We start from the raw sequence: 23,979 nt of genomic DNA, 5'->3' as shown, positions 1-23,979 counted from the left end.
CCAAACAGGCCTTCTCCCATAAGGAAAAGGCCTGTCGTGATGCCAGCGTCTTAGCTTGGCGAGAGCACGTATGAGGTTAACAGAGCGCCAGTGAATAGATCATAGTGAATGTAGTGAAAACGACCGTCTTTGTCTTTAACAGTGACTTCCCAAAATTTCTTATCGTTTTCGAGACCAGGAACCAAATGAGTGATCTCCGATTGCGGGAAGGACTTGTAAACCGCCTCTTCTACATTCTTTTTTGGAACAGCAAGATCCATTCGATCGAAGCTAACTTTTTGATCGGTCATCCAAGCGACAACTTGTGTCCCCGCCTTATTTTTCCCAATGACGACAGCGTAGCTCTCCTTGCCTCGATATTCATCAATGGTTTCAATCTCCGTGATTGTCGTGCGATCCTGGACCCACTGACGAACGGTTTCCTCAAATTGATTGCGCTCCCCTGCTACAGAAGCCGTCAGATGATAGGCGAACCCAGCTCCCGTAAGTAAAATGACGGCTACGATTGATAGGATAATTCGTACTAACACAGCAAAGTAACTCCTTTACGTGGCTGACATTACAATCGGAATCGAAGCTGGTCTCTCTTCACTCCAACTGCCGTTTGTATTTGCAAATCCAGCTCCAGTTGGCGAAGCTGCCCCGTAGTTGAATCGTACCATAGTTGGTAATTGACTTTCATTCCGTTCGTTATATTCGGAGTCAAATCCTGAAGAGGGAAGGATGGACCTAACCACATCGATAATAACGAAGAGACTTCCTCAGGTGGTACCGCTATCCGGTATCCACTCCATCCTTGCCCTGCAGTATCTTCAAGGCGTTCAGGGCTGACCGATTGCAAAACTCCCTTGAGCAATACTGCGTGCTCATACGGGGTGAACATCGCATACGGCAGAGCGACATGATCCTGTACCTGGCCATCCATTCGCACCGATACTGGCTGCCCATCTTTTCTGGCTATTTCAAGCTGGTGGCCACCGATTTCTCCTGCGAGCTGAAATTGCTCATTTTGATATCGCCCATGCAAGGTCTGATTCTGCATGTATACGAGAAATGAGCGTTCCTCGTCCTTCGTGATTTGCTCCAAAAGCTCCGCTACCGTCTTCGTCTGCTTCGTCCCTGTTGTTTGTCTGACCGCAGACGCAGTATCTGTGCTTCCTGTATTGGCAGATCGACTTACTGTCCCCAATACAATCCCGAGGAGAAATAGACCGAGTAGGATTGGAATGAGCCACCACAGCATTTTGGGCCGGATGTACATGTCGTCCCCCCTGTCCCATTTTTGTCTTTAGCCTATGCTATACGGGAAGGTTTTAGAACGACACGGAAAAGTTGCTAATCATAGCTTAAGGTTGGGCGGTCATACTACACATACACCCCGAGGAGGTGAGCGCGTGACATCTTCGCAACAAACCACATCTCCTGACATACTTGGGTTTCTGTTACAGGAATACCGCGTCTCCTGGGCAGGATTGTCGTCTCCCTTGCGTCAATGGTCGCACAGACCCACTCTTCATTTTCGCCATCATCTCCTGACAAAAGCTGTGGCAAAAATGAACAATGGAACGTCGTAGTATCCAATTCCCCTACCTACACCTGCACTGCCTTACTCCTGTCCCCCACCTGACAGGAGCCTTTTACCGTTTTAACGTTTGGAATACGCGGTTTGCTTCGTAAATCGCGCGCTCCTCATCGATGGTCAACAACTTATGATTACGCATTAAGAATTTACCCGCTACAATCGTATCTTTCACATCTCGTCCATTTGCCGCGTACACCACGTGTGAAATCGGTTGGTGTGCTGGGTGGAAATGAGCTTGATGGCTATCCATCACGATCAAGTCAGCTTGCTTGCCTACTTCAATGCTTCCGAGTGTTTCTTGTTGGAACACCCCTTCTGCGCCATAACGAGTAGCCATGCGAAGGGCTTCCTCTGCTGGAACCGCTACTGGGTCGTTATTTACACCTTTGTGTAGGATCGCAGCGAGCTTCAATTCCTCGAACAAATTCAAATTGTTGTTGCTTGCCGAGCTGTCCGTACCCAGTGATACGCTTACGCCTTTTGCCAACATTTTCGGAACAGGCGCAACACCGCTTGCCAGCTTCAGGTTGCTCACGACATTATGAGAAACTCTCACGTTGTATTTTGCCAAAATGTCGATTTCTTCATCCGTCAGGTGAACAGCGTGCGCGACGAGTGTTGGGCGATTGAACATGCCCAGCTTTTCCAAATGAGCGACTGGACGCAGTCCGTAGTCCTTCTCGTTTTGACCGACTTCCCAAGCGGTTTCAGACATATGGATATGAAGCGGCAAGGACAACTCATCGGCTTTTTCGATAATTTGGGTAATAAATTCTGGCGAGCAGGTGTACGGCGCATGCGGTGCCATCATGACGGTAATACGTCCGTCTGCCTGATTATGCCATTCTTTTGCAAAAAGAGTCGCGTCTTTCAGCTTTGTTTGACGTTCTTCTTCGGAGCACAAGCCGATCATCCCTCGGCAAAGGCGAGCACGCATTCCAGCCGCATCGACTTCCTTTGCCACAACATCCATATGATCATACATATCCACAAACGTAGTGGTTCCCGTACGAATCATCTCAATAAGCGACAGTTGAGTACCCCATTTTACTGTATCTCCCGTGAATTGCGCCTCCAATGGCCACATTTTGTCTTCCAGCCATTGTTGCAGCGGCAAATCATCTGCATAACCTCGTAGGAGGGACATACCAGCATGTCCATGCGTGTTGATTAAACCAGGCAGTATGTAGTCTCCTTTTTGATCGATAACCTCATCGTATCCTGCTTCTGATAGGTCCTCAGGAGTTGGGCCCACATACGTAATCTTGTTGCCTTCGAATGCTACAGCACCATCGTAAATGACTTCATTCGTATCGTTAACGGTAATGACTGTTGCGTGAATGAGGATCGTCTTTTTCATAGTATACACTCCATTCTTATGTCAAGTAGTAGGCCAGGCTTTGCAGGTTGGACGTCACGTCCGCATAGTGAATGCGAACATCTTTTCCTGCGCGAATCGTCGTAGGGGCAAAATTCAAGATCCCCTTGATACCCGCTTGAGTCAACTGATCACATACGGATTGCGCTGCAGGTGCCGGTACCGTAATAATCGCCAGCTTGATTTGCTTGTTTACGATTGTCTCTTCCAGCTCTGATAAAGGCTGAATCGGTATACCTGCGACTTTTTTACCCTGCTTCTCTGGATTATTATCAAAGATGGCCGCAATCCGCATGTTATCTTTCAAATAAGCGTTGTAGTTACTAATGGCATGGCCCAAATGCCCAGCTCCGACCAAAGCGACACGGATTTCATCTGTTAGCTTTAGAATTTCACGTATTTTTTCCACCAGATAATCGACATCATAGCCGATTCCCTTTTTTCCAAAATCACCAAAAGCTGCAAGATCTTTTCTGATTTGGGCAGGATTCACATCGAGATTCTTGCCCATCTGTTGGGAGGAAACGGTGGTCACCTCAACCTGCTGCAAATAACTGAGGTAACGCAGATAAATCGGCAAACGACGGACGACCGCTTCCGAAATCTTTTCGTGTTTTGCCACGTTCGGTCTTCCCCCCTAATTCTTTTGCTTCAAAATCCGATATTCTTTTCCATTCGATAAAATGGTAATGGAACCGTCGTGGCTGGTAACGTATGTCTCGGCCCATGACTCACCCAGGCGCTCCATTACTTCCGTCTGACCGTCTTTCATTTGATCCCGCGATCGGCCTGTCTGAATAATGGCGACTTGGGGATCGACCTTCGTCAGAAACGGTTGCGAAGAGCCTTGATTGCTTCCCTGACCAGCTACCTTTAGCACTTCCGCCTTCAATCTGTCATTTTTCCGTTCCAACAGGCGCTCTTCTGCTTTTTCATTCACAGCACTCATAAATAAAAATCGCAGTTGGCCATGCGTCAGTCGAAAAACGAGAGAATTATTCTGGGGCGATAAAAATAACGGTTCATCTGGGAGCAACACTTCCATGGAGATATCTTGTTCAAGAGTGAGTACTTGTCCTTGCTCTGCTTCCATCTGCTTTTGTTTAGAGCGAAGCAGCACGACATGGCGAATGGATGGCGCGATCAGCTTGGGCAAAATGACGGCATCTACAAGCACTTGCTGGCTCAATGAAGCGTAGCCTCCCATATGCTCAGGCTGGTCGTTCGTCAACACTACATAGTCGAGCCGTGTGATCTTGAGCTCTGCCAAGCGCGCCGAAAGAACCGGCCAATCTTCTGCCGTACCCGTATCAATCAGCATCGTTTTACCGCCTGGCATTCTCAAAAGCGTGCTCTCACCATGTGGAAGTGCCAAGTAGGTGACAATGAGACCCGAAAATTCCTGTTCTGTCTCCGTTTCAAACGGGTCATCTATCTTCACTGCTGCTTCTTGCAAATACAAATGGCTATCAATCGAGCATGCGCTAAGGAAAATCGCACTAAGAACTACCATCCACCAACGCCACGCTTTTTTCCATAACATTTATTTTATCACCTTAATCCCTATGAGACTATTGCTTCATTTTATGAATCTGACAGGGATTGCATACTAAGGAATGGCTCTATGCGCTCTCGCAGTGTTGGCCATGGACCGCTTTCGATTTGAAATGGCGGCAAAGATTGAAGGAATGAGCGTCCATATCTCGCCTCAACCACACGCGTGTCGAGAACGATCACGACCCCTCGATCCAAGTGATGACGAATTAATCGCCCCACCCCTTGCTTAAATTGCAGAACGGCTTGTGGAAGAGACAACGACATAAAGGCGTTTTTTCCTTCTGCCTTCAAAAGCTCTGCCCTTCCTTGATAGACAGGGTGATTCGGCGGAGCAAACGGAAGTCGAACAATGACCAAACTGCTCAGCCATTCCCCCTGGATATCGACACCTTCCCAGAAGCTGCTCGTCCCAAACAGAACACTTCTCTCCATACTTCGGAACAGTCGCACCAGCTTGCTCCGGTTGTTGCTATCAATCCCGTGACCGAATAACGTATACGGTTCTGGCGCCTTCGCTAGTCGTTCCTTCATCGCTTGATAAACAAGGCGAAGCATCGAATGGGAGGTAAACAGGATCAACGTCCTTCCTTTCGAAGCCAGTACGACATCCACGCACCCTTGAATGACCGCCTCCAAATACGTGTGGTCACTCTCTTTGCCTGGTGCCGGGAAATCAGATGGGATCAACAGCAGTCCCTGCTCTTCATAATGAAACGGCGATGGCAATGACACGGTACGCACTCGTTCCTCGGGCAATTGGTCGAGACCAAACTGGCTTTTGATGTAGGAAAAGCTGTTTTTGACCGTCAGAGTGGCTGATGTCAAAATCAGACTCCGCTTTTGCGCGAACAGTGGTTCTGCCAATGAGTCGGCAACCTTCAAGAGTGCTGCGGACAAATGCACCTGCTTGCGAGCTGTACGGGACTCTACTTCCATCCAATACACATACTCCGCATCCTGCTCAAGCAAAAAGAAGTGAAGCAGCTCCACGGTATTCTGCCAGTCTTTGATGAGACCAAATAAATCTGTCAGTAGACTACGTACAGCAAAAGGTGGCTTTTCCTCTTGCGGAGTCGTTCGCAAAAGCTGCTCGATGCCCGCTGCATACGCAGTCATCCCTTCAATCAGCTTTTTGGTTACTTTGCGTATCTTCTCGTGTTTGCCTACAAACGATTCGATCCGATAACGTACCGTCTCACGACCAGCGTCCGTCGTCTCCTCCGCACGATCTGATGCCCATGCATACAAGAGCTGTGTCCATTGCTGCGCTTTCTCTCGCAAGGTAGCGGACTGTTTTCTCAGCTCCAAAAGCTTTGCCACTACCTCTTCTTGTACCGCAGGCATCCAGCTTTGCAGCTCTTCTGCGAAGCGTGCAATTGACCCACTCTCTTCAACCGATACACGATCTAGCAAGAAAAGAAGCTGCGTGGTTGAAAACTGCTTGCCTAAATGCTGTGTCGCGGCATCCTCCAAATGATGGGCCTCATCGACGATGGCAACCTCATACGCAGGTAGGATCCTGTTTTCCGCTTGCAGATCGCTGATGAAAAGGGCGTGATTGACGATGAGGACATCGACATCGCGAGCCCGTTCCTTCGCCTGAAAATAGTAGCAGCGACTAAACCACGGACAAGCCCGATTCAAGCAAGAGCCCGTATCACTTTTTACCTGTTGCCATAGCAGTTGGCCACTTGGGGGCATGCTCAGCTCTTCCACGTCACCGGTAACGGTTTGCGTGAGCCACGTCAGCATCTGCCCTTTTACCAAGCGCATTTCTTGGCTGCTTCCTTCTACAGGCTCGTCCACAGCTTGTTCAAATTTACGCAAGCATAAGTAGTTTCCTCTGCCTTTTAGCGTCGAAGCAGTAAACGAAAACGGCAACGACTCCTGCAAGGTAGCGATTTCCTTATGGAATAGCTGTTCCTGCAATTGAATGGTATTGGTACTGACCACCAGCTGCTGCTGATTGTGATGAGCCCAAATGATCCCCGGCAAGAGATAGGCTAATGATTTTCCCGTACCTGTTCCTGCCTCTACCAATAAATGGGCGCCATCCTCCATTGCCTCATAGACGGCATGCATCATCGCTTCCTGAGCATCCCTACGTTGATACCCCGACATTTTCGCCTGCATGTGCCCGTTTTCGCCCAAAACATCCTCGAGCTGCTCGGCAAACGCTTTGGTCACTGCCACATCGACAGGAGGATGCTTCAGGGACGCTGTTAATTTTTCTTCGCGTTTCCGTAAGGCCAACTGGCGATAAATATCCCACATATCGGAGGAATCCGTTGCGGTTGGCGTTCCATCCAGCTCTGGCAGCTCTATTAGCTTTTCCATCTCGATCTGCCGCAAAAGAACCTCGATATCTGAGCGAAACGAAGAGACGAGCATCTGCAGCCGCTGGATCGTTACAAGTGGCAATTTCTTTAAAATATCCAGCAAGTGGAGAAACAGCTGAGCCGTGGCAAGTGCATCACTATCTGCTTGATGAGGATTATCGTGCTCGATTTCCAGCTCAGACGCTAGTTCTCCAAGTCTGTAGCTATTTTGCATCGGCAAAAGAACGCGGGATAGCTCCACCGTATCAAGCACGTAGCCGTCAAACGCATAATAGCCCTGGCTCAGCAGGGCTTCTTGTAAAAATTGGAGATCAAAGCTTGCATTATGTGCAACAAAAGCTCGCCCGTCCAATAAACGCAAGAAATCTGGAAACACTTCTTCCAAGGAAGGAGCATCTGCAACCATCTCGTTGGTAATCCCTGTTAATTGGGTAATAAAAGGGGGAATATCCTGGCCCGGATGAATCAGGGTGGAAAAACTCTCGGTAATCTGCCCGTCATCGATTGCGACGGCACCAATCTGAATGATGCTGTCCCCTTGGCGTGGATGGCTTCCCGTCGTCTCAAAATCTACAACTAGTAATCGATTCAAACGTTGTCACCTCGTAACCTGGGCGGAAACATTCAATCCGCACTCATTCACATTCGGCAACGATGGGAAATATTCCTGCTCTCCTGTACATTTACGGCTGTACCAGCTCCGTCTGCATTTCTGATTGACCGAGCTTGCTTGCACAAAGTTGCAGATAGATGGGGATTTCCCATAACTGTTCTGCGAATGGCAATGCCCGTTGAAAATATTGTTCAGCCAGGCGCCAATTTTCTTCCACAACCGCGATTCTTCCCAGATGAAAATACCCTAACGAACGTACATATGGCTCAGCGTCTTCCAGGAAATACTTTGCCATCCGTTTTGCTTCTTGTGTATCCCCCAGCTTTTCGTATGCGGAAATCATCCCGGATTGTCCGAGGCGATTGTCACGGTTTTTCTCCAGCATGATCCGAAACGCTTTGATTGCTTCCTCTACCCTACCGTCAAACAACAGCATCCAGCCATAACTAAAAAGAAAGTCGTCATTTTCGGGTGCAAGACTGATCGCTTTTTTGACGAGCGTCAATGCGCGTTTCGTACCAGCAATCAGCCAAGTATTCCAGGCCAAGCCATGCCACGTCCACCCATCTTTTGGGGAACGCTCCGTCAAAAAGTGATAGCAAATCTGTGCCCGGTGGTAATTGCCCACTGTTTCGTATAAAGAGGCCATTTCCTGAAGAGTATCGCTGTCCAAATCGCGTGTCGGCAGTTGCAAGCCTTTCGGCGGGCTCCATTCCACCGTCTGGTCCATCATATGCAGTAATTTGGCAGCACGTAGCCATAGCATCTGCGCTTCCCAATCGTGCTCGTTTTTTTCTAGATACGGTTCCAATTCGTCCAAAGCTTCCTGTGCATCGCCATCTCTTAAATAGCATAGCGCGAGGTTGTATTTGGCTTCTTCCTGTTCTGGCTTGATCTCGAGAGAAGTCTTAAAAGCTTGTGCCGCCTCTAGCCATTGCTCCTCTTCCGCAAGTATACACCCGATGGCATTAAAACTGATGGCCACAATGGTAGGTGAGCCTGCTGTCCTGCCGAGAAGACGGAATTCCCGAAAAGCTAATTCCTTCTCCTCACACAAAAGCAGACTGTAGGCGTAATATAAGCGCCCACTTTCCCAGTCTGGCAATTTTTGAACTAATTCTGCAAAACACTTTTTCGCGTCTTGGAACATACGCAAATGATAAAAGCCTTCCCCACGACGAAAAATCGGCTCGTATGTGTTTGTTTCAATGGCCTTTGGTGATTCTGTTTTCACCTTCGACTGATGCGCCTTTTTCTCTTCTGCCGGAAGCTGTCCTTCCATTTCCTTGATGTTACGAATCGCATTCGATAATTTTTCTTCGAATTGCAGCCACAGGTCTACGACAGTATCACTTACTTGGCGCAATTGAAACAATTGTTCCGCGAGCTGAAGACGTTCTTGTTCAGAAGCCCCCTGCCACTTCTCTTCAATCGTCTGCGCTTTGTTCCGAAGCGTATGAAACCAGTCCTCGATTTTCACAAGAAAAGCCACCCCCTATGAGGCATGAGTACTTTCATTGTCTCACAAGGCTGGTGGCTCTATGCAGGAGTCGACAGATCGCTTACAGAATCGTCGCGTGTACTTCTTCCGCGATCAATTCTTTGATCTGATTTTTTTCATCCATGATGGCGACTCGTGGCTTGTAGGTTCTTGCCTCTTCATCCGTCATCATCGCATAGGCAATAATAATCACGATATCGCCCTCTTGTACGAGACGTGCAGCTGCTCCGTTCAAGCAAATGACGCCACTGCCTGGAGCCCCTTCGATGACGTAGGTTTCCAGACGCGCTCCGTTGTTGTTATTGACGATTTGTACTTTTTCATTTGGCAAAATATCCAGTGCATCCAACAAATTTTTGTCGATGGTAATACTTCCTACATAGTTCAAGTTTGCCTCAGTTACCGTTGCGCGATGGATTTTTGCTTTCATCATGGTGCGGAACACTACCAATTCCTCCCTTATTACTACTTGATTGATGTAATCGTATTGTCGATCAGACGTGTTTTGCCAAAACGAACAGCTAGCGCGATGATGATCGTCTGACCTGCTGTTTCCTGCTTTATTGGTGTAAGCGCTGGATAGCTCAAAATTTCCACATAATCAATGTCAGCCAACGGCTTTTCGGAAATCATTTGCGTAATACGATCCTTGATTGTAGAAAGAGCCACGCCCTCGCTCAGCCATTCTCCTGCTTGCCTCAGGCTCTGTGATAGCACGAGTGCTTGTGTTCGCTCATCCGCTGACAAGTAGACATTCCGAGAGCTCAGGGCAAGCCCATCCGCTTCGCGTACAATCGGGCATGGAACGATTTGCACTGCCATCGACAAGTCGTGAACCATTTGCGTCACAACAGCTACCTGCTGGGCATCCTTTTGTCCAAAAAAGGCGTAATCCGGCTGGACAATTTGAAACAATTTATTGACGACGGTCGATACGCCATCAAAATGACCCGGACGAGAAGCTCCACACAATGGAGTCGTCACATTTGAAACAGAAATATTGGTCAGCATCGGGGTCGGATACATCTCGCTCACTTCCGGGATAAACAGGAAGTCCACTCCCGCTTCTTCCGCCATTTTGCTATCTCGTTCGATATCACGCGGATAACGTTCAAAGTCTTCATTCGGTCCGAATTGCAGCGGGTTTACGAAAATGCTCATCACAACCAAATCACATACTTCACGAGCAGCTTTCACCAAGCTGAGATGTCCTTCATGCAGAAAGCCCATGGTCGGTACCATACCGATCGTTTTGCCTTGCCGACGAGCATCTTTTAAATGAACACGTATTTCTGCAATGGTGGAGACTTGCTTCATCATTGTTTGCATCATGACTGTTTCACTCCTTCCCCGTACAATTCCTTGATGGTTTCTTCAGAGGCATGGAAGACATGCTCTTGTCCTGGGAAGCTTCTTGCTTCAACTTCTTTGTTATAAGTCTCCACAGCTGCACGGATTGTTTCCCCAATGTTTGCGTAGCGCTTCACGAATTTTGGTGTGATATCCGATGCATAGCCGACCATATCATGGAACACCAGAACTTGCCCATCACAAGTTGCACCCGCTCCAATTCCGATCACAGGGATGTCCAGCTTGTCTGCAATCATGCCTGCGACCTCTTCCGGAACACATTCCAGAACAATAGCGAATGCTCCCGCTTCTTGAATCGCAAGGGCTTCGTCCAGCAATTTTTTGGCTGCCTCCAGATCTCTTCCTTGTACTTTGTAACCGCCTAATTGATGTACGGATTGCGGAGTAAGCCCAATATGTCCAACGACAGGGATGCCTGCTTGTACACAGCGTGTAATGATTGGGGCGAGTTCACGGCCCCCTTCCATTTTGACTGCCTTGGCCAGCCCTTCTTGCATTAGTCTGCCCGCGTTTTTCACCGCTTCCTCAACTGTTCCGTGATAGCTGAGGAAAGGCAGATCTGTCACGACAAATGCACGCTTGGCCCCTCTCGTTACTGCTTTCGTATGATGTAGCATATCCTCCATCGTAACAGGGATCGTGGAGTCATAACCAAGTACGACCATTCCCAATGAATCACCGACCAAAATCATATCAGCGCCAGCTTCATCCACTAATTTGGCTGACGGATAATCATAGGCGGTCACCATGGTAATCGGAGTTCGCGTTTCTTTTTTCTTGCGGATACTCGAAGTCGTAATCGGTCTGTCGTTTTGTGCCATTTTTCATTGCTCCTCTTTCGCATCAAGCCCGTGGATCGTGTGAGGAATAAAAAAACCTTCTCGCGTCAATCGGGAGAAGGTTGTCCATGTCAAAAAGACATTTTGCGTTAGCGGATTCCTTCTGTCTCGGTCCACACAGGCTCTGAGCAGATTTTTGTCCTTGCACGTATTGATTTAAGATTACACGATAGATACAAAAATACTCCGGGAGTACCGTTCACGATGTGATACAGCCTCCAAAATGGAGTATAGCAAATGATTTAATCATTTGCACGATAATTGACATCAGCCGAATAAACTTTGTGAATCTGTCCAGTCTGATCCTCGACCATGAGTACGCCTTCTTCATCCAAACCAACAGCACGACCTTCCAGCTGTTGTGAAATCGTCTGGAGGGTCACCCATTTTCCAATGGTGTATGAATGGTTCTCCCATTCTTGTTTGACACGCTCGAAGCCAGTCTGCAAATAGTGGTCGTACTCTTCTTCAAAAATTCGGCAGAGCCGCTGGATAAACGTAACACGCTTGAGTGACTCACCAGATTCAATTCGAAGCGAAGTCACAATCTGCGCCAGTTCAGATGGGAAATCAGACTCGACACTGTTGGCATTGAGCCCTATTCCGATTACTAAATAATTGACTCGATCAGATTCAGCATTGAGCTCTGTCAAAATCCCACATACTTTTTTGTCACCGATAAAAATATCGTTCGGCCATTTGATTTTGACAGGCAACCCAGTCTCTTCACGGATTGTTTTCGCTACAGCAACCGCCGTTAGCAATGTCATTTGAGGTGTCTTCGGTAACGGAATCGAAGGTCGGATGATCAAGCTCATCCAGATCCCCGTTCCTTTCGGAGAATGCCAGGGGCGACCAAGTCTGCCTTTCCCACCTGTTTGCAGCTCGGCGAGCACAATCGTACCTTCTACTGCCCCTTTTGCCGCAGCCTCGTGTGCGAGTGGCTGTGTAGATACCACCTCATCGTAAGCGATGACATTTTGACCGATCCGATTCGTTTCCAGTCCAGCCATAATTTCTGCTGCGGACAAGCGATCAGGGGCAACCAGCAGGCGATACCCCGATTTGCGAACCGCCTCCACCTCGTAACCATCTCGACGCAGCTCTTCGATATGTTTCCAAACGGCCGTCCTTGAGCAGCCGCATGTTTGGCTTAATTCTTCACCAGAAATGAAACTGCCTGGCTGATCACGGAATGCTTGAAGGATGACTTGCTTAATGTTCATCTTGTGCAACCTCTTTCTTTGCAACTTCGACAAGTGCTTCTGGTGTATTTGGTAAACCGTGCAGAGCCGTTTGTCTAAGCAACGATTCCAAGACGCGGACAATCCACTCGCCTGGCTTTTTCTGAACAGCTACTTGCAGGTCAAGCCCCGTGATTGCCAAATCCTTGATGGTTTTGACAGGCATGTTTTTGTATTGATCGAGGAGTGCCTGCATCGAAAACGATTGCCTCTCCTCCCACCAACACGCTTGCAATAAAAGGTAGAACTCGTTGCAGGTGTCCCACCCGACTTCCAGCAGCAATGGTCCCCACTCGATCGCTTGAGGGACATCCCATTTCGGCTGCAATCGCGTAAGAAGTTCAACCAAGCAACAAATTACTTCTGTTTCGCGTTTGGACATTTTGAGGAATCGGCACACTTCACGCGCTTGTACAGGTGAATAATTCGCAGCAAACAGGAGCAACGACCATTTTTGCGTCACGGTTTGCAAATGACGGAGCCGGAAAGCGTGCTCATTTGAGAGGATGAACAGTTTTTCTACCTCCGGGGCATAAGCCATGAGCTTCGTTTCATTCAACAACTGACAACCAACCTCAGGGGCTTTACTGTCGAGCGTTTTATTCAGTTCTTCCCTGATGCGCTCCACAGCAATATGCGCTAACAGAGGTGCCGTCTGTCTCATAGCAAGCATGGTTTGGTCTTCTATAGCAAAACCTAGCTGAGAAGCAAATCGCACACCTCGTAAAAGTCGAAGGGCATCCTCCTGAAATCTCTCAAGTGGAATGCCTACAGCCCGAACCAACCGATGCTCCATGTCCTCTTGTCCACCGAACGGGTCGTGCAATACTTGATGACGATCCATCGCCATTGCGTTCATCGTAAAATCACGTCGCTCCAGATCGAGTCGAAGTTCTGAAACGAACTGAACTTCAGCGGGTCGACGGTAATCTTCATATTTTCCTTCCGTCCGAAACGTGGTTACTTCAAATAGCTGCCCATCGACTTTTACAGATACAGTACCGTGTTTCAGACCAGTCGGGACATGATCGGGAAACAATCGGATGACGTCGCCGGGATGGGCATTCGTACATATATCTATATCATGAACAGGTCGTTGTAAAAGCCAATCGCGGACGCAACCACCCACGTAGTAAGCTTCAAAGCCGTGTTCCTCCAATCTGTCGAGAACACGCTTTGCCAATTCTATCGCCAATCCAATCCCCCCCTTTCTGGTTTGCTCCGCCTGATCTACACAAGGAGGCGTTTTTCATGAGAGTTCTGTATGGATTGTTCATTTTACTATCCAAGGTGCATCAGCTAGCCAAAAGCTCCATCTTACGTTCAAAAGCTTAGGTTTTCTTCGGATTTGCTTGCCAGCAAGTTAGCGTAGAGTGCCTCATACTGCGAGGCAATCGTTTCATGACAAAATGTTTTGCAGGATCGCTCAATGCTGTTCGCGGAGAACTCGCGGTATAGCTCTTCATTTTGCAAGAGACGTATTGTTTCTTTCGCCATGCCTTCCACGTCGCCAATTGGACGCAAGAAGCCGTTCACACCATCCAGCACGACTTCGGGTAAACCTCCTGCCACTGTTGCGACGACAGGCACACCGCAAGCCATTGCTTCTAGTGCAACGAGGCCGAAGCTTTCCTTTTCTGATGGAAGCAGCATGATGTCTGCCATCGACAATACCTCGGCAACGTCTTCCTGCTTACCGAGGAAGCAGACATCGTCGTTCAGACCGAGCTCAGCGATCATTTTGCGGACCAGCCCCATTTCGGGACCTTCACCAATAAGGATCAGTCTGGAAGGCACTTCTTCACGTACGCCTGAAAATATTTCAATCACATCTGGCACTCGTTTGACCGGACGGAAATTAGAAATGTGCATAAGAATTTTTTCACCATTCGGTGCAAATACCTTTTTCAGCTTCGTAACCTCTTTCGGGTAGTAACGCCGCTTGTCTACGAAGTTGTACACGGGGACAATTTCTTTTTCCGTATGCAGCAGCTCTTTCGTCTGCCTGATCAAATCATTGGACACCGCTGTTACCAAATCGCTTCGCTCAATACCGAAGCGGATCATATCACTCAGATTCGAGTCATAACCCAGAACAGTAATATCCGTCCCGTGCAGGGTGGTCACAATTTTCAAATGATCCCCAACCATTTGCTTGGCAAGGAACGCACACAACGCATGTGGCACAGCATAATGCACATGTAGTAAGTCCAGGTTTTCATTTTTCGCCACTTGCGCCATTCGGTTCGCCAAGGTCAAATCATAGGGTGGATATTTAAAAACATCATAGTTGTTCACTTCTACTTCATGATAGAAAATGTTCGGGTGAAACGCTCCTAAGCGAAATGGCATTCCACCTGTAATGAAATGAACTTGATGTCCTCGCTCAGCCAATAGCTTGCCAAGCTCCGTAGCTACTACGCCCGATCCGCCCAATGACGGATAGCATGTAATCCCGATCTTCATACAGTGTCACTCCTTTTCACAAGCTCTTTAATACATACGGAGCTGCACTGACAAATCCTTCTGCGTAGGCTACACCAGCTTGCTGACCAAATAGTCGTTCTCGATACTCGACAGACTCCAGATACCCATTGGTAAGGGGTGTTTGAACACTGCCTTCTTCTAGCTCAAACTGACTGCGGTAGCAACGCAGCGCCTCCATTTTTTGTGAATAAACGCCAGTGATATCCACGACAACCTGCGGTGTGACCGTGGAATTAATAAAATAGTAAAGGAATTGTGATGGTCGATAGGCAAGCAAAGAAGGCTCCGGCAAATACTTGCGGATGCCTGCATTAAACACCGCCTCGCGAACGATACGACTTACACTTTCGTGATCTGGATGACGATCCGCGTAATAAGGCGCAAGCACAATGGCTGGGCGTGTTTCACGAATCAGCTTTACGACGCGTTCAATCGCACTTTCCCTGACTGCTTCCAAGCCACGATCAGGCAGTCCAAAATTATAGCGGGCAGCCACACCCATCACTTGGTCAGCGGCAGCCGCTTCCTGTTGCCTTCTCTCCACCGTTCCATTCGAAGACAACTCCGCGTAGGTCAAGTCGAGAATCCCCACGAGCTTTCCCTCTTTCGCTGCCAAAATCAGACTGCCTGCCGCGCCGATCTCGACATCGTCAGGATGAGCGCCGATTGCCAAAATATCGAGTGAACTCATGCTTCATTCTCCTCACGCACCACTTCGCGCCAATTCAGTTGCCCCAGCTCCAAGGCCTTCAGCATAATTTCTGCCGAACCGAGATTGGTGGCAAACGGTATCTTGTGCACATCACACAGTCGAAGCAGTGCGATAATATCAGGTTCATGCGGTTGAGAGGTAAGCGGATCACGCAAAAAGATAATCAAATCCATCTCATTGCGGGCGATCATCGCACCGATTTGTTGATCGCCCCCTAATGGTCCTGACAGAAATCGGGTTAGGGAAAGCGACGTAGCTTCCATGATTCGCGACCCAGTTGTTCCTGTGGCATACAGGTCATGTTTTGCCAAAATGGATTCGTAGGCCATCGCTAGTTGCACAATCTGTTCTTTCATTCGATCATGGGCAATCAATGCAATTTTCAAGAAAACCTCTCCCTTATGGCTAGGTAAGTGTGTATGTTAAACAAACGTTTAATCAATCAGATGTTCCAATCCGTAAATCAATCCGTTCATATTCATTACAGCTTTAATGGCCATATTCACGCCAGGCATAAAAGATTCCCGGTTAATCGAATCATGGCGAATGGACAGCGTTTGGCCTGTTGCCCCAAACAAAACCTCTTGATGGGCCACCATGCCTGGCAGGCGGACACTATGAATCCGGAAGCCTTCGTAATCTGCTCCGCGAGCGCCTGGAATTGTTTCTACCTCTTCCGGATGCCCTTGCTTAAGCTCTTCCCGAACGGCTGCAATCATCTCCGCAGTCTTCAAAGCAGTTCCGCTTGGTGCATCCAGCTTGCGGTCGTGATGCAGCTCGATAATTTCCACATGGGGCATATATTTTGCTGCCATTGCGGAAAACTTCATACATAGAATCGCTCCGATTGCAAAATTCGGAGCAATGATGGCACCCAGTCCTGCTTCTTTATAGCGCTCCGTCATCTCTTGCAGCTGCTCTGTTGTCAGCCCCGTTGTTCCAACAACCGGTCGCACACCACGAGCCAGACAGAGCTCCATATGACGATACACCGTATGTGGTGTCGTAAAGTCTACCAAAACATCCGGCTTCATTTCGTCCAATTGTTGATTAATTTCTTCTGCGCTCACACGCGTATCCAGATTGCCTGTAAAAACGAGCGCCGTATCCTGCGCTAGCATTTTCACTACTTCTTGCCCCATTCGACCATTTGCGCCAGCAACTGCTACACGAATTTGTTTAGTCATGCTGCTCGTTCTCCTCTATTCTCGTCCAGCGATCTTTATCGCGGGTATTAAACTTGTGCATAATACGATCAAATGCTTCCTGCAAATCGATTCCGAGTGAGTTTGCGAAACAAATCACGATGAAGAGTACGTCACCCAGCTCTTCTTCTACTGTTTTTTCGCCTTCGTCCTTTTTCTTTGGTTTTTCTCCATAAAAGTGGTTAATTTCTCTGGCTAATTCACCTACTTCTTCGGTCATTCTAGCCAGCATCGAAAGCGGAGAAAAATATCCTTCTTTAAATTGCGATATGTATTGATCAACTTCTTGCTGCATCTCTTGCATTGTCTTTTGCCGTTCCATCCGCCCACTCCTTTTCACATTCTTCTCTCTTTCACCTATCGTACTAAAAAAGGCTTCGTTTGCCAAATCACAATACTTCGTCTTTCCAGCATATGGACAATCAAACGAGCGTTCATTTATAATGGCTTTCGGATAGCCCTCAGGTAACATAAGTATTACCTGCACATCAAGTCCGGGGGGAAGCCTGTTTCCTGATCCGGCGAACAGGAGGATATATGAAAATTCGTCTTGACAGTATCATTGCCATTATCATCGGTTCTGCCATTATGGGATTTGGTATTAACGCGTTCAACATTCCCAATCATCTAGCTGAGGGCGGTATCACTGGTATCAGTATTTTGATCAAGCTGCTAGTTCCGGTTGTAGATCAGGGAATCGTCTTCTTTGTCCTGAACGTACCGTTATTTTTCTTGGGCTGGAAAATTCTTGGACGGACTTCTTTTTTCTACACGATTTTGGGAACGGTTTCTCTTTCCGTCTTTTTATCCTTATTTGATGGTGTGCTTCCATTGCCGATGAAAGATCGCCTTCTTGCTTCCCTGTATGCCGGGGTAGCTGTTGGTGTCGGGTTAGGGATTATTTTCCGTTACGGAGGAACGACTGGCGGTGTGGACATCATTGCCAGACTGCTTCAGAAATACATGGGTATTAGCATGGGAAGAACGTTATTTTTCGGGGACATTTTGGTCATCGGGGCGTCCCTCGTCTATTTGAATCTAGAAAGCGCCATGTATACCCTTGTCGTTGTCTTTATCGCAGCACGTGTCATCGACTTTTTCCAAGATGGTGCTTATGCAGGAAAAGCATTGACGATCATCTCCAACGAAGCAGATAGCATCTCCAAGCACATTCTCGATGTAGGTCGTGGTGTAACACTCTTAGCCGGTAAAGGCGCCTACTCTGGCGAAGAAAAGAAAGTCATCTATGTCGTTGTCAGCCGAAATGAAGTCATGCGTTTTAAAACCATTGTGCAAGAAATTGATCCGCATGCTTTTGTCATCGTAAACGACGTGCATGAAGTTCTCGGAGAAGGCTTCACCCTTGATGAAAACAAGAAGCCGCTTCACGATTAGCATGAAGCAACACAGAAAAACCCTTGCCTTTTCGTACAGGCAAGGGTTTTTGCACTTTTTAGGTCGAACGGATTTCTCCGTCATATTTCTTCCAAGCCACGTAAGACAAGGCCATGATTAAAGCTATCGAGATAGAAGCGAGAATAAGTATAGGAGAATCTGGCCGCATCATTAAACGAGCAAACGTACTCTTCTCTTCTCCCACAAACGCCACTTGAAAGGAGCTGTTCAATTCTCGCAACGCCTCACGAACTAGCTGCCAATCTACTTGGCTGTTTCGCATCTCTTTGGATATGATATCGTACGCAACCGTAATCGAGGACATTTGCCCCTCTGGAAGCTGAATACTCATCCCCGGTTTAATGGCTAAAAATAATCGGTAGTTCTCATCAAACTGTTCGCGAAACTGACCGAAATTCCGCTCAACAGCCGATAGCTGCAGGTTTTGGACCTGTGTGACAAGAGAAGGATAGTAGCTACGCCACATCGGCTGGTGATCATGGGTCAGTGCGTCTATGGCGATACGGACCCGCGTGGCATGCCACAGCAATTGTTGTTCACTTGCATTTGCAGAAGCAAAGCTTTGCTTGGCTGCCAGTATGGACTGGGTCACTGCATTCAAACTCTCAATTCGTATTGGATTGGGCAAATGCTGGTTCGGGAATCGGTCTGCTAGCTGGACGATGCGCTGCTCTGCCCCTTCAAGATCTCCCTTTTTTGCATACGTCAGGAACTCATGCGCAATTTGATCCAAGGCTGCCAACTGCTTTTCTTCTATCGGTTGATTCAGCTTCGAGTACAAATTATGAATGGGCCACGACAAGAACAACCCGATCATGAGAAAGAATAATAAAAACCGGATGTTTTTCTTCAACGCAAATAACCTCCTTCCCTAGTACAGCCTATGGAAAGGAGGACAAGATTAGACCTTATTTGTCGTATACTTCATATTTACCCACCAGATCACCGAGATCGAGATCAGACTGAGAAGAACCGTAAACAAACCAACGAAGCCCTCATACGGATCTAGCACACTCGGCAGCCACGGATGGATATCCATAACGTAATCGAGAAAATCATTATTCAGTGTCCACAGCGCAGCGATTCCTACCGGCAGAAGACTTAGCTTGTAAAAACGCGCATACAACACAGATTCCACAGCCATGCCGGTGTGGGAAACAATCAGCATCAAGTCTGTCACGCGCACTTCATTGCCCATCAGCCAACCAGCCACGATAATGCAGACGGCCCAGACACCATACTTAAAATTGGTGATGCCAGCCAAAGCTTCCAGTACAGGAATGTGGCGACCCAACAAATAGGTAAGGAGTACAAGCGAAAAAAGTCCGCTACCTGTCGGGCTGTCCGGGACAAAAGGAATTAAATATACTGGTGTCACAGCCAATTGGTTGCCATACCAGATAAATCCATATATGGTTCCTAAAAAGTTGACGACGAACAGCGTCCAAAGAAACCACCTTTTGCCCAAAGATTGCCGAAACCACTCCCATATCCAGATCATCTATAATCGTCTCCCGCTGTGTACGCCGCTAACGAAAAAGCTGACCGCATTACCAGCCAGCTTTTCCCCTATTAGCTTATTTCAAGCCAGCCAAGTAATCAGCTAGCTTTGCGATTTCTGCATCATCTTTGATCATACCGCCTGGCATTGCGCCTTTACCGTTCTTGATGATATCAGTAATCTTGGCTGCATCCAAAGTTGCGCCGATTTTTTGGAGGTTTGGACCCATGCCACCCTCCATGTTTTTACCATGGCACCCCATACAGCTTGTTTGCGCTTTCCAAAGCGCATCTGCTTTAAAGCTGGTGTCAGCAGAAGCAGGTGCTGTTGCACTCGATCCCTCTTTGCCACCAGTTCCTTTACCTTTATCTGGGTGAGCCAGATGATATTCATGGTTTGCCGCCCAAGTCAGGTAGAAAACACCAACGAGTGCAGTCAGCATCAAGCCTGTAGCAACTGGACGCTTGCTAGGACGACGCTCTTTGCTGGTATCCAGCCAAGGCGCCAACATCAGTGCACCAAATGCGATACCTGGAATGACAACGATACCGAGTACAACCCAATCCCCAGCAGCCCAAGGATATTTCAGCATTTGATACAGGAACAAGAAGTACCAGTCTGGCAACGGAATGAATGAAGTATCATTCGGGTTTGCTTTGTCAGTTAACGGCGACGGATGTGAAACCGTTAACACAAGGAAACCAACCAAGCAAACAGCTGCCACCATCCACTCTTTCAACAGGAAGTTTGGCCAGAACGGCTCATTTTTACCTGGAAAGTCGGAGTAGGCTGGAGAAATGTTTGGAATACGCTTCGCCGATACTCGGGAATCTCCGACGAAGGTAGCATCTTTATCTTGTTTTGCCATGCTATTTCCTCCTTTTTTCGAAGACCGATTATAGTGGACCCGAGATACCTTGCGAACGGATCATAACAAAGTGAGCTCCCAACAGACCAAGCAGTGCGCCTGGGAGGAAGAACACGTGAATCGCGAAGAACCGGGTAAGGGTTTGCGCCCCTAAAATGTCTCCGCCAGTGAGCAATGTTTTCACATATGGACCAATGAAAGGTACAGAGTCAGCGATCTGCACACCTACTTTGGTCGCAAAGTATGCGGTGTTATCCCAAGGCAAGAGGTAACCTGTGAAACCGAGACCCAGCATAACGAAGAAAATCAGTACACCGACTACCCAGTTCAATTCACGAGGCTTTTTGTATGCACCTGTAAAGAATACACGCAGAGTATGTAGGAACATCATCACGATTACCAAACTGGCACCCCAGTGATGCATACCGCGTACGATTACCCCGAACGCTACTTCGTTCTGGAGGTACTTAACGGATTCGTAAGCATTGATAACGTCTGGTACATAGTACATCGTCAAGAACATACCAGACAAGATTTGAATAACGGTAATAAAGAACGTAAGTCCACCAAAGCAGTAAACAAAAGCTGAAAAATGATGTGCCGGGTTCACGTGCTCAGGTACTTCGTGGTCAGCTAGGTCACGCCACATCGGAGTGATGTTTAAGCGCTCGTCGACCCAATCATACATTTTTTGCATCATTTTAGCCGTTCACCCCCGGACGAGGATTTGCTTTTACTTTACCTAAATACAATTTTCCATCTTTGACTTCTGTCTCATACTCATCAAGAGAGGCCGTAGGTGGCGTTCCCAAAATGTGCTCGCCATTGATCGTATAACGACCCATGTGGCAAGGACAGAAGTACTCATTCGGTTGTCCTGCGCCAGTTCCCCAGTCAACCGTACACCCTAAGTGCTTACAGATCGGGGACAGAGCAAGAATCTCACCCTTGTCGTTCTTGGTAACCCATGCAGTAAGTGTTGATTCTGATTCATACCAACCGTCCTTGGTATGGACCTTGAATTCAACGCGTTTTGGCACGGCACTAAACTCATCCGGACTGCCGACAGCTACTTTATCTCCACCTGCATGTCCTTGCAGAAGGGGGTCTACCGCAAAACGAATCATTGGGGTGATCATTCCCGCAGCAAGGAATCCGCCAGTTCCCATCAGGGCGTAGTTCAAAAATGTACGCCTGGAAATTTCGCGTTTGTCTCCCATATCTTTTTCCCTCCTTATCCTGTAAAATAGCGCTACGATGGCATTTTTATACATATACACTAGGTCAATCCCAATCATAGCTAACGCCTATAAAGATGTCAAGAATGTCCAGTGGACATGTCTTTGCTCAAACGATGTGTGACAGGATATTGTTGCCAGATTGTCAAATTTAAGACCTTGCCCCACCCATTTTTCTGTAGTATTACCGGAAAACGCTTTCTCTATCGCGTCTCTTTTTTTAGTCAAATCGATTAACTCTGCTCAGTTTGCCACAACTTGATGACCTCTTTATACAGCACATCCACGGTCACTTCGAAACGCAAAGAAGATTCCAAGTCTTCATCTCCTACCAATAACGTCACCACACCTTCTTCTGCCCTCTCCTTTACTTGAATCTTTTCTCCGCGGAAATAAAGCAGTACTTTATAAGGAAATTCCGCCGGTGTTCGTTGCTCCAGCTGTTCTTCTCCTATGTGATAGCTTAACGGAAATAGTAGCACACGTCCCTTCAGCCGTTGCTCAATCCCGGCAGCTACATTTAATAAGTAGTTCATGCGTACAACATGCTCTTCTACTTTTCTGTCCGAACTGTACAAATAAAGAGGGAGCAGCGCGGTATCCACAAAGGATCGCAACTCCTCCCAGTTTTCAAAATCGTTCAAGTTCCACTGCATAGAGCCGTCTCCTCATTTCCTTGTTCATTTCTGGAAACAAGCGTACCATGAATGGTTGGAGACTAGCAATAACGCATACGATTATGTATTTAGGCTTGCTCGTAAGCCATGATTTCTTTCAATTCGTCTGTTAAGCGCAAAAACAGCTCTTTGTTTTTCGATGCAAGTGCCTCATCAATCTCCTGGACTAGCGTGCGCTTGCGATATTGACGCATCTGCTCGTCGATCACCATTTCAGATAGCAAACCGGAAACCATTTGATTGTTCGTTCCGTACGCGTTGGAATAGAAATTCGGCCACTCCATACCCATCCCTCACTTCAATAAAATAGTTGTTTCGGTAAAACCATTGTATTTTCGAAGCCAAGTCTGGCTCGCATACGTTGCGGTGTATAACCACTGCTCCTGTTCGTCTTGTCCGACGCGCAACAATCCAAGATGCACCATCATTTTGCATACCCGATTCACCAAGATATCTGTAGGTGAATCGTAGTAAAACTCTTTCATCCAATGGAGCAGCGTGTCCATCAGAGATTGCTGACTTACCCATCCAGCCGACGCGATCAACGGAATGAGCTGAACCAGCATTGGCAAATTGGGGACAGCCCGCTTGTAAAGCCTCATCCAGAAGCGAATGACATCATGGTACAATTGATCGCTATACGGTTGATCCAGTCGCTCCCTCCCTGCTTCCGTAACTGCTACCTTGCCGTCCACTTCGACGATCCAACGGTGATAGTAGCAGAAATCGTAGAGCAAGGAAAAGCGGTCAGGGTATAAATCAAAATGCAGCCCGTACCCAAAACGCCATTTTTGTGGCAATAGCGGCTCTTCTTTTACGTACAAAAATTGAAAAAGCTGCTGCTGATGACGCTTGTACATGCCACCTTCTGCGGTAAGCGGTACTGGCTCCTGCTGGAGAAATTGTAAAAATTGCATGATATCATCGCATAGTGCTGTTCCTTCATCCCTGTATGCTTGTGGACCCGGATGAAGCAGTGCGTTTGACTCACGCCACTTTGTCAGCCAAGCTTGCAAGTAGGGCTCACGGATGTCCAGCGGAATTTGGTACTGCCCTACTGTCTTACTTTTCGCCGGAAAAATCCATCCTCGCTTCATTGCAGCCGCAACAAACTTTCGTCCTTCCTCCTGCTTTTTTTCCTTTTCACACTCCAGTGCCACTCCAGCCTTCGCCAACAAATCCTCAAGCGACATGACCGTACGCTTGTCCAGGAACAATTGGAGCAAAAAATGGGTTTCTGCACTGCTCAGCTGCTCAACTTCTTGAGAGATTGTCAGCCTGTGCCTCAAGCTAGACAACAGCGACGTAATCAATTCGTTTTTGGAATGAGGGTTGCATTCGCATCCGTAATGGTTGGCAATCTGATGGAGCTGCCGGATATCGGTGTAAACCAAGATCTCAGCCAAGTTCATCTGCGCATCCCTTCTTTACGATGGCTTACTTGTCTCTCA

27 protein-coding genes are annotated in these 23,979 nt (G+C 47.7%); 2 read left to right on the top strand and 25 right to left on the bottom strand.

Features of this window, described 5'->3' with window-relative positions; all coding sequences use genetic code 11:
• Positions 1 to 50: 50 nt before the first annotated feature.
• Together ODZ53_RS14820 and ODZ53_RS14815 are read right to left on the bottom strand one after the other, a co-directional pair.
• Complete coding sequence (locus tag ODZ53_RS14820; RefSeq protein WP_064199998.1) at positions 51 to 530, bottom strand: cell wall elongation regulator TseB-like domain-containing protein; 480 nt, start codon at positions 528 to 530, stop codon at positions 51 to 53.
• Between the two features lie 29 nt (positions 531 to 559).
• A complete protein-coding gene (locus ODZ53_RS14815; protein WP_372677942.1) occupies positions 560 to 1,261 on the bottom strand; it encodes a hypothetical protein in 702 nt (233 codons plus the stop codon).
• A 133-nt stretch (positions 1,262 to 1,394) separates the two neighbouring features.
• On the opposite strand from ODZ53_RS14815, the gene ODZ53_RS14810 reads away from it, so the two are divergent.
• Positions 1,395 to 1,574 (top strand): hypothetical protein, encoded by a 180-nt coding sequence (locus ODZ53_RS14810; RefSeq protein ID WP_372677940.1) that lies wholly within the window; start codon positions 1,395 to 1,397, stop codon positions 1,572 to 1,574.
• 63 nt (positions 1,575 to 1,637) lie between these two features.
• Here ODZ53_RS14810 and ODZ53_RS14805 read toward each other — a convergent pair whose 3' ends face one another.
• From ODZ53_RS14805 to ODZ53_RS14735, 15 genes are all read right to left on the bottom strand, one after another.
• Positions 1,638 to 2,942, bottom strand: a complete 1,305-nt coding sequence (locus ODZ53_RS14805; protein ID WP_087348295.1) for an amidohydrolase — start codon at positions 2,940 to 2,942, stop codon at positions 1,638 to 1,640.
• A gap of 16 nt (positions 2,943 to 2,958) precedes the next feature.
• Positions 2,959 to 3,582, bottom strand: a complete 624-nt coding sequence (locus ODZ53_RS14800; protein ID WP_012686190.1) for a redox-sensing transcriptional repressor Rex — start codon at positions 3,580 to 3,582, stop codon at positions 2,959 to 2,961.
• Between the two features lie 15 nt (positions 3,583 to 3,597).
• Positions 3,598 to 4,503, bottom strand: coding sequence for a ComEC/Rec2 family competence protein (locus tag ODZ53_RS14795; RefSeq protein ID WP_372677938.1), 906 nt, complete (start codon positions 4,501 to 4,503; stop codon positions 3,598 to 3,600).
• A gap of 41 nt (positions 4,504 to 4,544) precedes the next feature.
• Positions 4,545 to 7,448: an ATP-dependent DNA helicase DinG gene (gene dinG / locus ODZ53_RS14790; RefSeq protein ID WP_372677936.1), complete on the bottom strand. Its 2,904-nt coding sequence runs from the start codon at positions 7,446 to 7,448 to the stop codon at positions 4,545 to 4,547.
• Between the two features lie 91 nt (positions 7,449 to 7,539).
• The gene (locus ODZ53_RS14785; RefSeq protein WP_372677934.1) at positions 7,540 to 8,949 is read right to left on the bottom strand and encodes a tetratricopeptide repeat protein; all 1,410 of its coding nucleotides are present in this window, start codon (positions 8,947 to 8,949) and stop codon (positions 7,540 to 7,542) included.
• An 82-nt stretch (positions 8,950 to 9,031) separates the two neighbouring features.
• Entirely contained in the window at positions 9,032 to 9,415 is a 384-nt protein-coding gene (gene panD, locus ODZ53_RS14780; protein ID WP_007723146.1) for an aspartate 1-decarboxylase, read from the bottom strand.
• A 20-nt stretch (positions 9,416 to 9,435) separates the two neighbouring features.
• Positions 9,436 to 10,302: a pantoate--beta-alanine ligase gene (gene panC / locus ODZ53_RS14775; RefSeq protein WP_372677931.1), complete on the bottom strand. Its 867-nt coding sequence runs from the start codon at positions 10,300 to 10,302 to the stop codon at positions 9,436 to 9,438.
• Positions 10,299 to 11,162, bottom strand: coding sequence for a 3-methyl-2-oxobutanoate hydroxymethyltransferase (panB, locus tag ODZ53_RS14770; protein ID WP_372677929.1), 864 nt, complete (start codon positions 11,160 to 11,162; stop codon positions 10,299 to 10,301). Before panB ends, panC begins: the two co-directional genes overlap by 4 nt.
• Before the next feature lie 260 nt (positions 11,163 to 11,422).
• A complete protein-coding gene (locus ODZ53_RS14765) occupies positions 11,423 to 12,406 on the bottom strand; it encodes a biotin--[acetyl-CoA-carboxylase] ligase (RefSeq protein ID WP_372677927.1) in 984 nt (327 codons plus the stop codon).
• Positions 12,396 to 13,619, bottom strand: a complete 1,224-nt coding sequence (locus ODZ53_RS14760) for a CCA tRNA nucleotidyltransferase (RefSeq protein ID WP_372677925.1) — start codon at positions 13,617 to 13,619, stop codon at positions 12,396 to 12,398. Before ODZ53_RS14760 ends, ODZ53_RS14765 begins: the two co-directional genes overlap by 11 nt.
• 128 nt (positions 13,620 to 13,747) lie before the next feature.
• Positions 13,748 to 14,890, bottom strand: a complete 1,143-nt coding sequence (bshA, locus tag ODZ53_RS14755; RefSeq protein ID WP_372677923.1) for an N-acetyl-alpha-D-glucosaminyl L-malate synthase BshA — start codon at positions 14,888 to 14,890, stop codon at positions 13,748 to 13,750.
• A gap of 16 nt (positions 14,891 to 14,906) precedes the next feature.
• Entirely contained in the window at positions 14,907 to 15,602 is a 696-nt protein-coding gene (gene bshB1, locus ODZ53_RS14750; protein WP_372677921.1) for a bacillithiol biosynthesis deacetylase BshB1, read from the bottom strand.
• On the bottom strand, positions 15,599 to 16,009 hold the full coding sequence (locus ODZ53_RS14745) for a methylglyoxal synthase (protein ID WP_372677919.1): 411 nt from the start codon (positions 16,007 to 16,009) through the stop codon (positions 15,599 to 15,601). The genes bshB1 and ODZ53_RS14745 overlap by 4 nt, the downstream gene beginning before the upstream one ends.
• Before the next feature lie 48 nt (positions 16,010 to 16,057).
• Positions 16,058 to 16,810: a 4-hydroxy-tetrahydrodipicolinate reductase gene (gene dapB, locus ODZ53_RS14740; protein ID WP_372677917.1), complete on the bottom strand. Its 753-nt coding sequence runs from the start codon at positions 16,808 to 16,810 to the stop codon at positions 16,058 to 16,060.
• Positions 16,803 to 17,150 (bottom strand): nucleotide pyrophosphohydrolase, encoded by a 348-nt coding sequence (locus ODZ53_RS14735; protein WP_016740047.1) that lies wholly within the window; start codon positions 17,148 to 17,150, stop codon positions 16,803 to 16,805. Before ODZ53_RS14735 ends, dapB begins: the two co-directional genes overlap by 8 nt.
• Positions 17,151 to 17,365: 215 nt before the next feature.
• Between ODZ53_RS14735 and ODZ53_RS14730 the strand changes: the two genes are divergently transcribed.
• The gene (locus ODZ53_RS14730) at positions 17,366 to 18,223 is read left to right on the top strand and encodes a YitT family protein (protein ID WP_172138011.1); all 858 of its coding nucleotides are present in this window, start codon (positions 17,366 to 17,368) and stop codon (positions 18,221 to 18,223) included.
• Between the two features lie 58 nt (positions 18,224 to 18,281).
• On the opposite strand, the gene ODZ53_RS14725 is transcribed toward ODZ53_RS14730, so the two are convergent.
• From ODZ53_RS14725 to ODZ53_RS14690, 8 genes are all read right to left on the bottom strand, one after another.
• Complete coding sequence (locus tag ODZ53_RS14725) at positions 18,282 to 19,097, bottom strand: sporulation protein YpjB (RefSeq protein ID WP_064199986.1); 816 nt, start codon at positions 19,095 to 19,097, stop codon at positions 18,282 to 18,284.
• A 48-nt stretch (positions 19,098 to 19,145) separates the two neighbouring features.
• Positions 19,146 to 19,745: a DUF1405 domain-containing protein gene (locus ODZ53_RS14720; protein WP_372677914.1), complete on the bottom strand. Its 600-nt coding sequence runs from the start codon at positions 19,743 to 19,745 to the stop codon at positions 19,146 to 19,148.
• A gap of 76 nt (positions 19,746 to 19,821) precedes the next feature.
• On the bottom strand, positions 19,822 to 20,613 hold the full coding sequence (locus ODZ53_RS14715; RefSeq protein WP_372677912.1) for a menaquinol-cytochrome c reductase cytochrome b/c subunit: 792 nt from the start codon (positions 20,611 to 20,613) through the stop codon (positions 19,822 to 19,824).
• Between the two features lie 28 nt (positions 20,614 to 20,641).
• Positions 20,642 to 21,313, bottom strand: coding sequence for a menaquinol-cytochrome c reductase cytochrome b subunit (gene qcrB / locus ODZ53_RS14710; protein ID WP_012686173.1), 672 nt, complete (start codon positions 21,311 to 21,313; stop codon positions 20,642 to 20,644).
• Between the two features lies 1 nt (position 21,314).
• The gene (locus ODZ53_RS14705) at positions 21,315 to 21,833 is read right to left on the bottom strand and encodes a Rieske (2Fe-2S) protein (RefSeq protein WP_173609491.1); all 519 of its coding nucleotides are present in this window, start codon (positions 21,831 to 21,833) and stop codon (positions 21,315 to 21,317) included.
• Positions 21,834 to 22,084: 251 nt separating this feature from the next.
• Positions 22,085 to 22,507, bottom strand: a complete 423-nt coding sequence (locus ODZ53_RS14700; RefSeq protein ID WP_372677909.1) for a DUF2487 family protein — start codon at positions 22,505 to 22,507, stop codon at positions 22,085 to 22,087.
• A gap of 89 nt (positions 22,508 to 22,596) precedes the next feature.
• Complete coding sequence (locus tag ODZ53_RS14695; RefSeq protein WP_012686170.1) at positions 22,597 to 22,812, bottom strand: IDEAL domain-containing protein; 216 nt, start codon at positions 22,810 to 22,812, stop codon at positions 22,597 to 22,599.
• Positions 22,813 to 22,821: 9 nt separating this feature from the next.
• Complete coding sequence (locus ODZ53_RS14690; protein ID WP_372677907.1) at positions 22,822 to 23,940, bottom strand: hypothetical protein; 1,119 nt, start codon at positions 23,938 to 23,940, stop codon at positions 22,822 to 22,824.
• Between the last annotated feature and the right edge of the window lie 39 nt (positions 23,941 to 23,979).

It is taken from the genome of Brevibacillus sp. BD137, assembly GCF_041644655.1.
Lineage (GTDB): Bacteria > Bacillota > Bacilli > Brevibacillales > Brevibacillaceae > Brevibacillus > Brevibacillus brevis_D.
The sequence above is the reverse complement of the archived record's forward strand: the minus strand, read 5'-3'. Positions and strand labels throughout refer to the sequence as shown.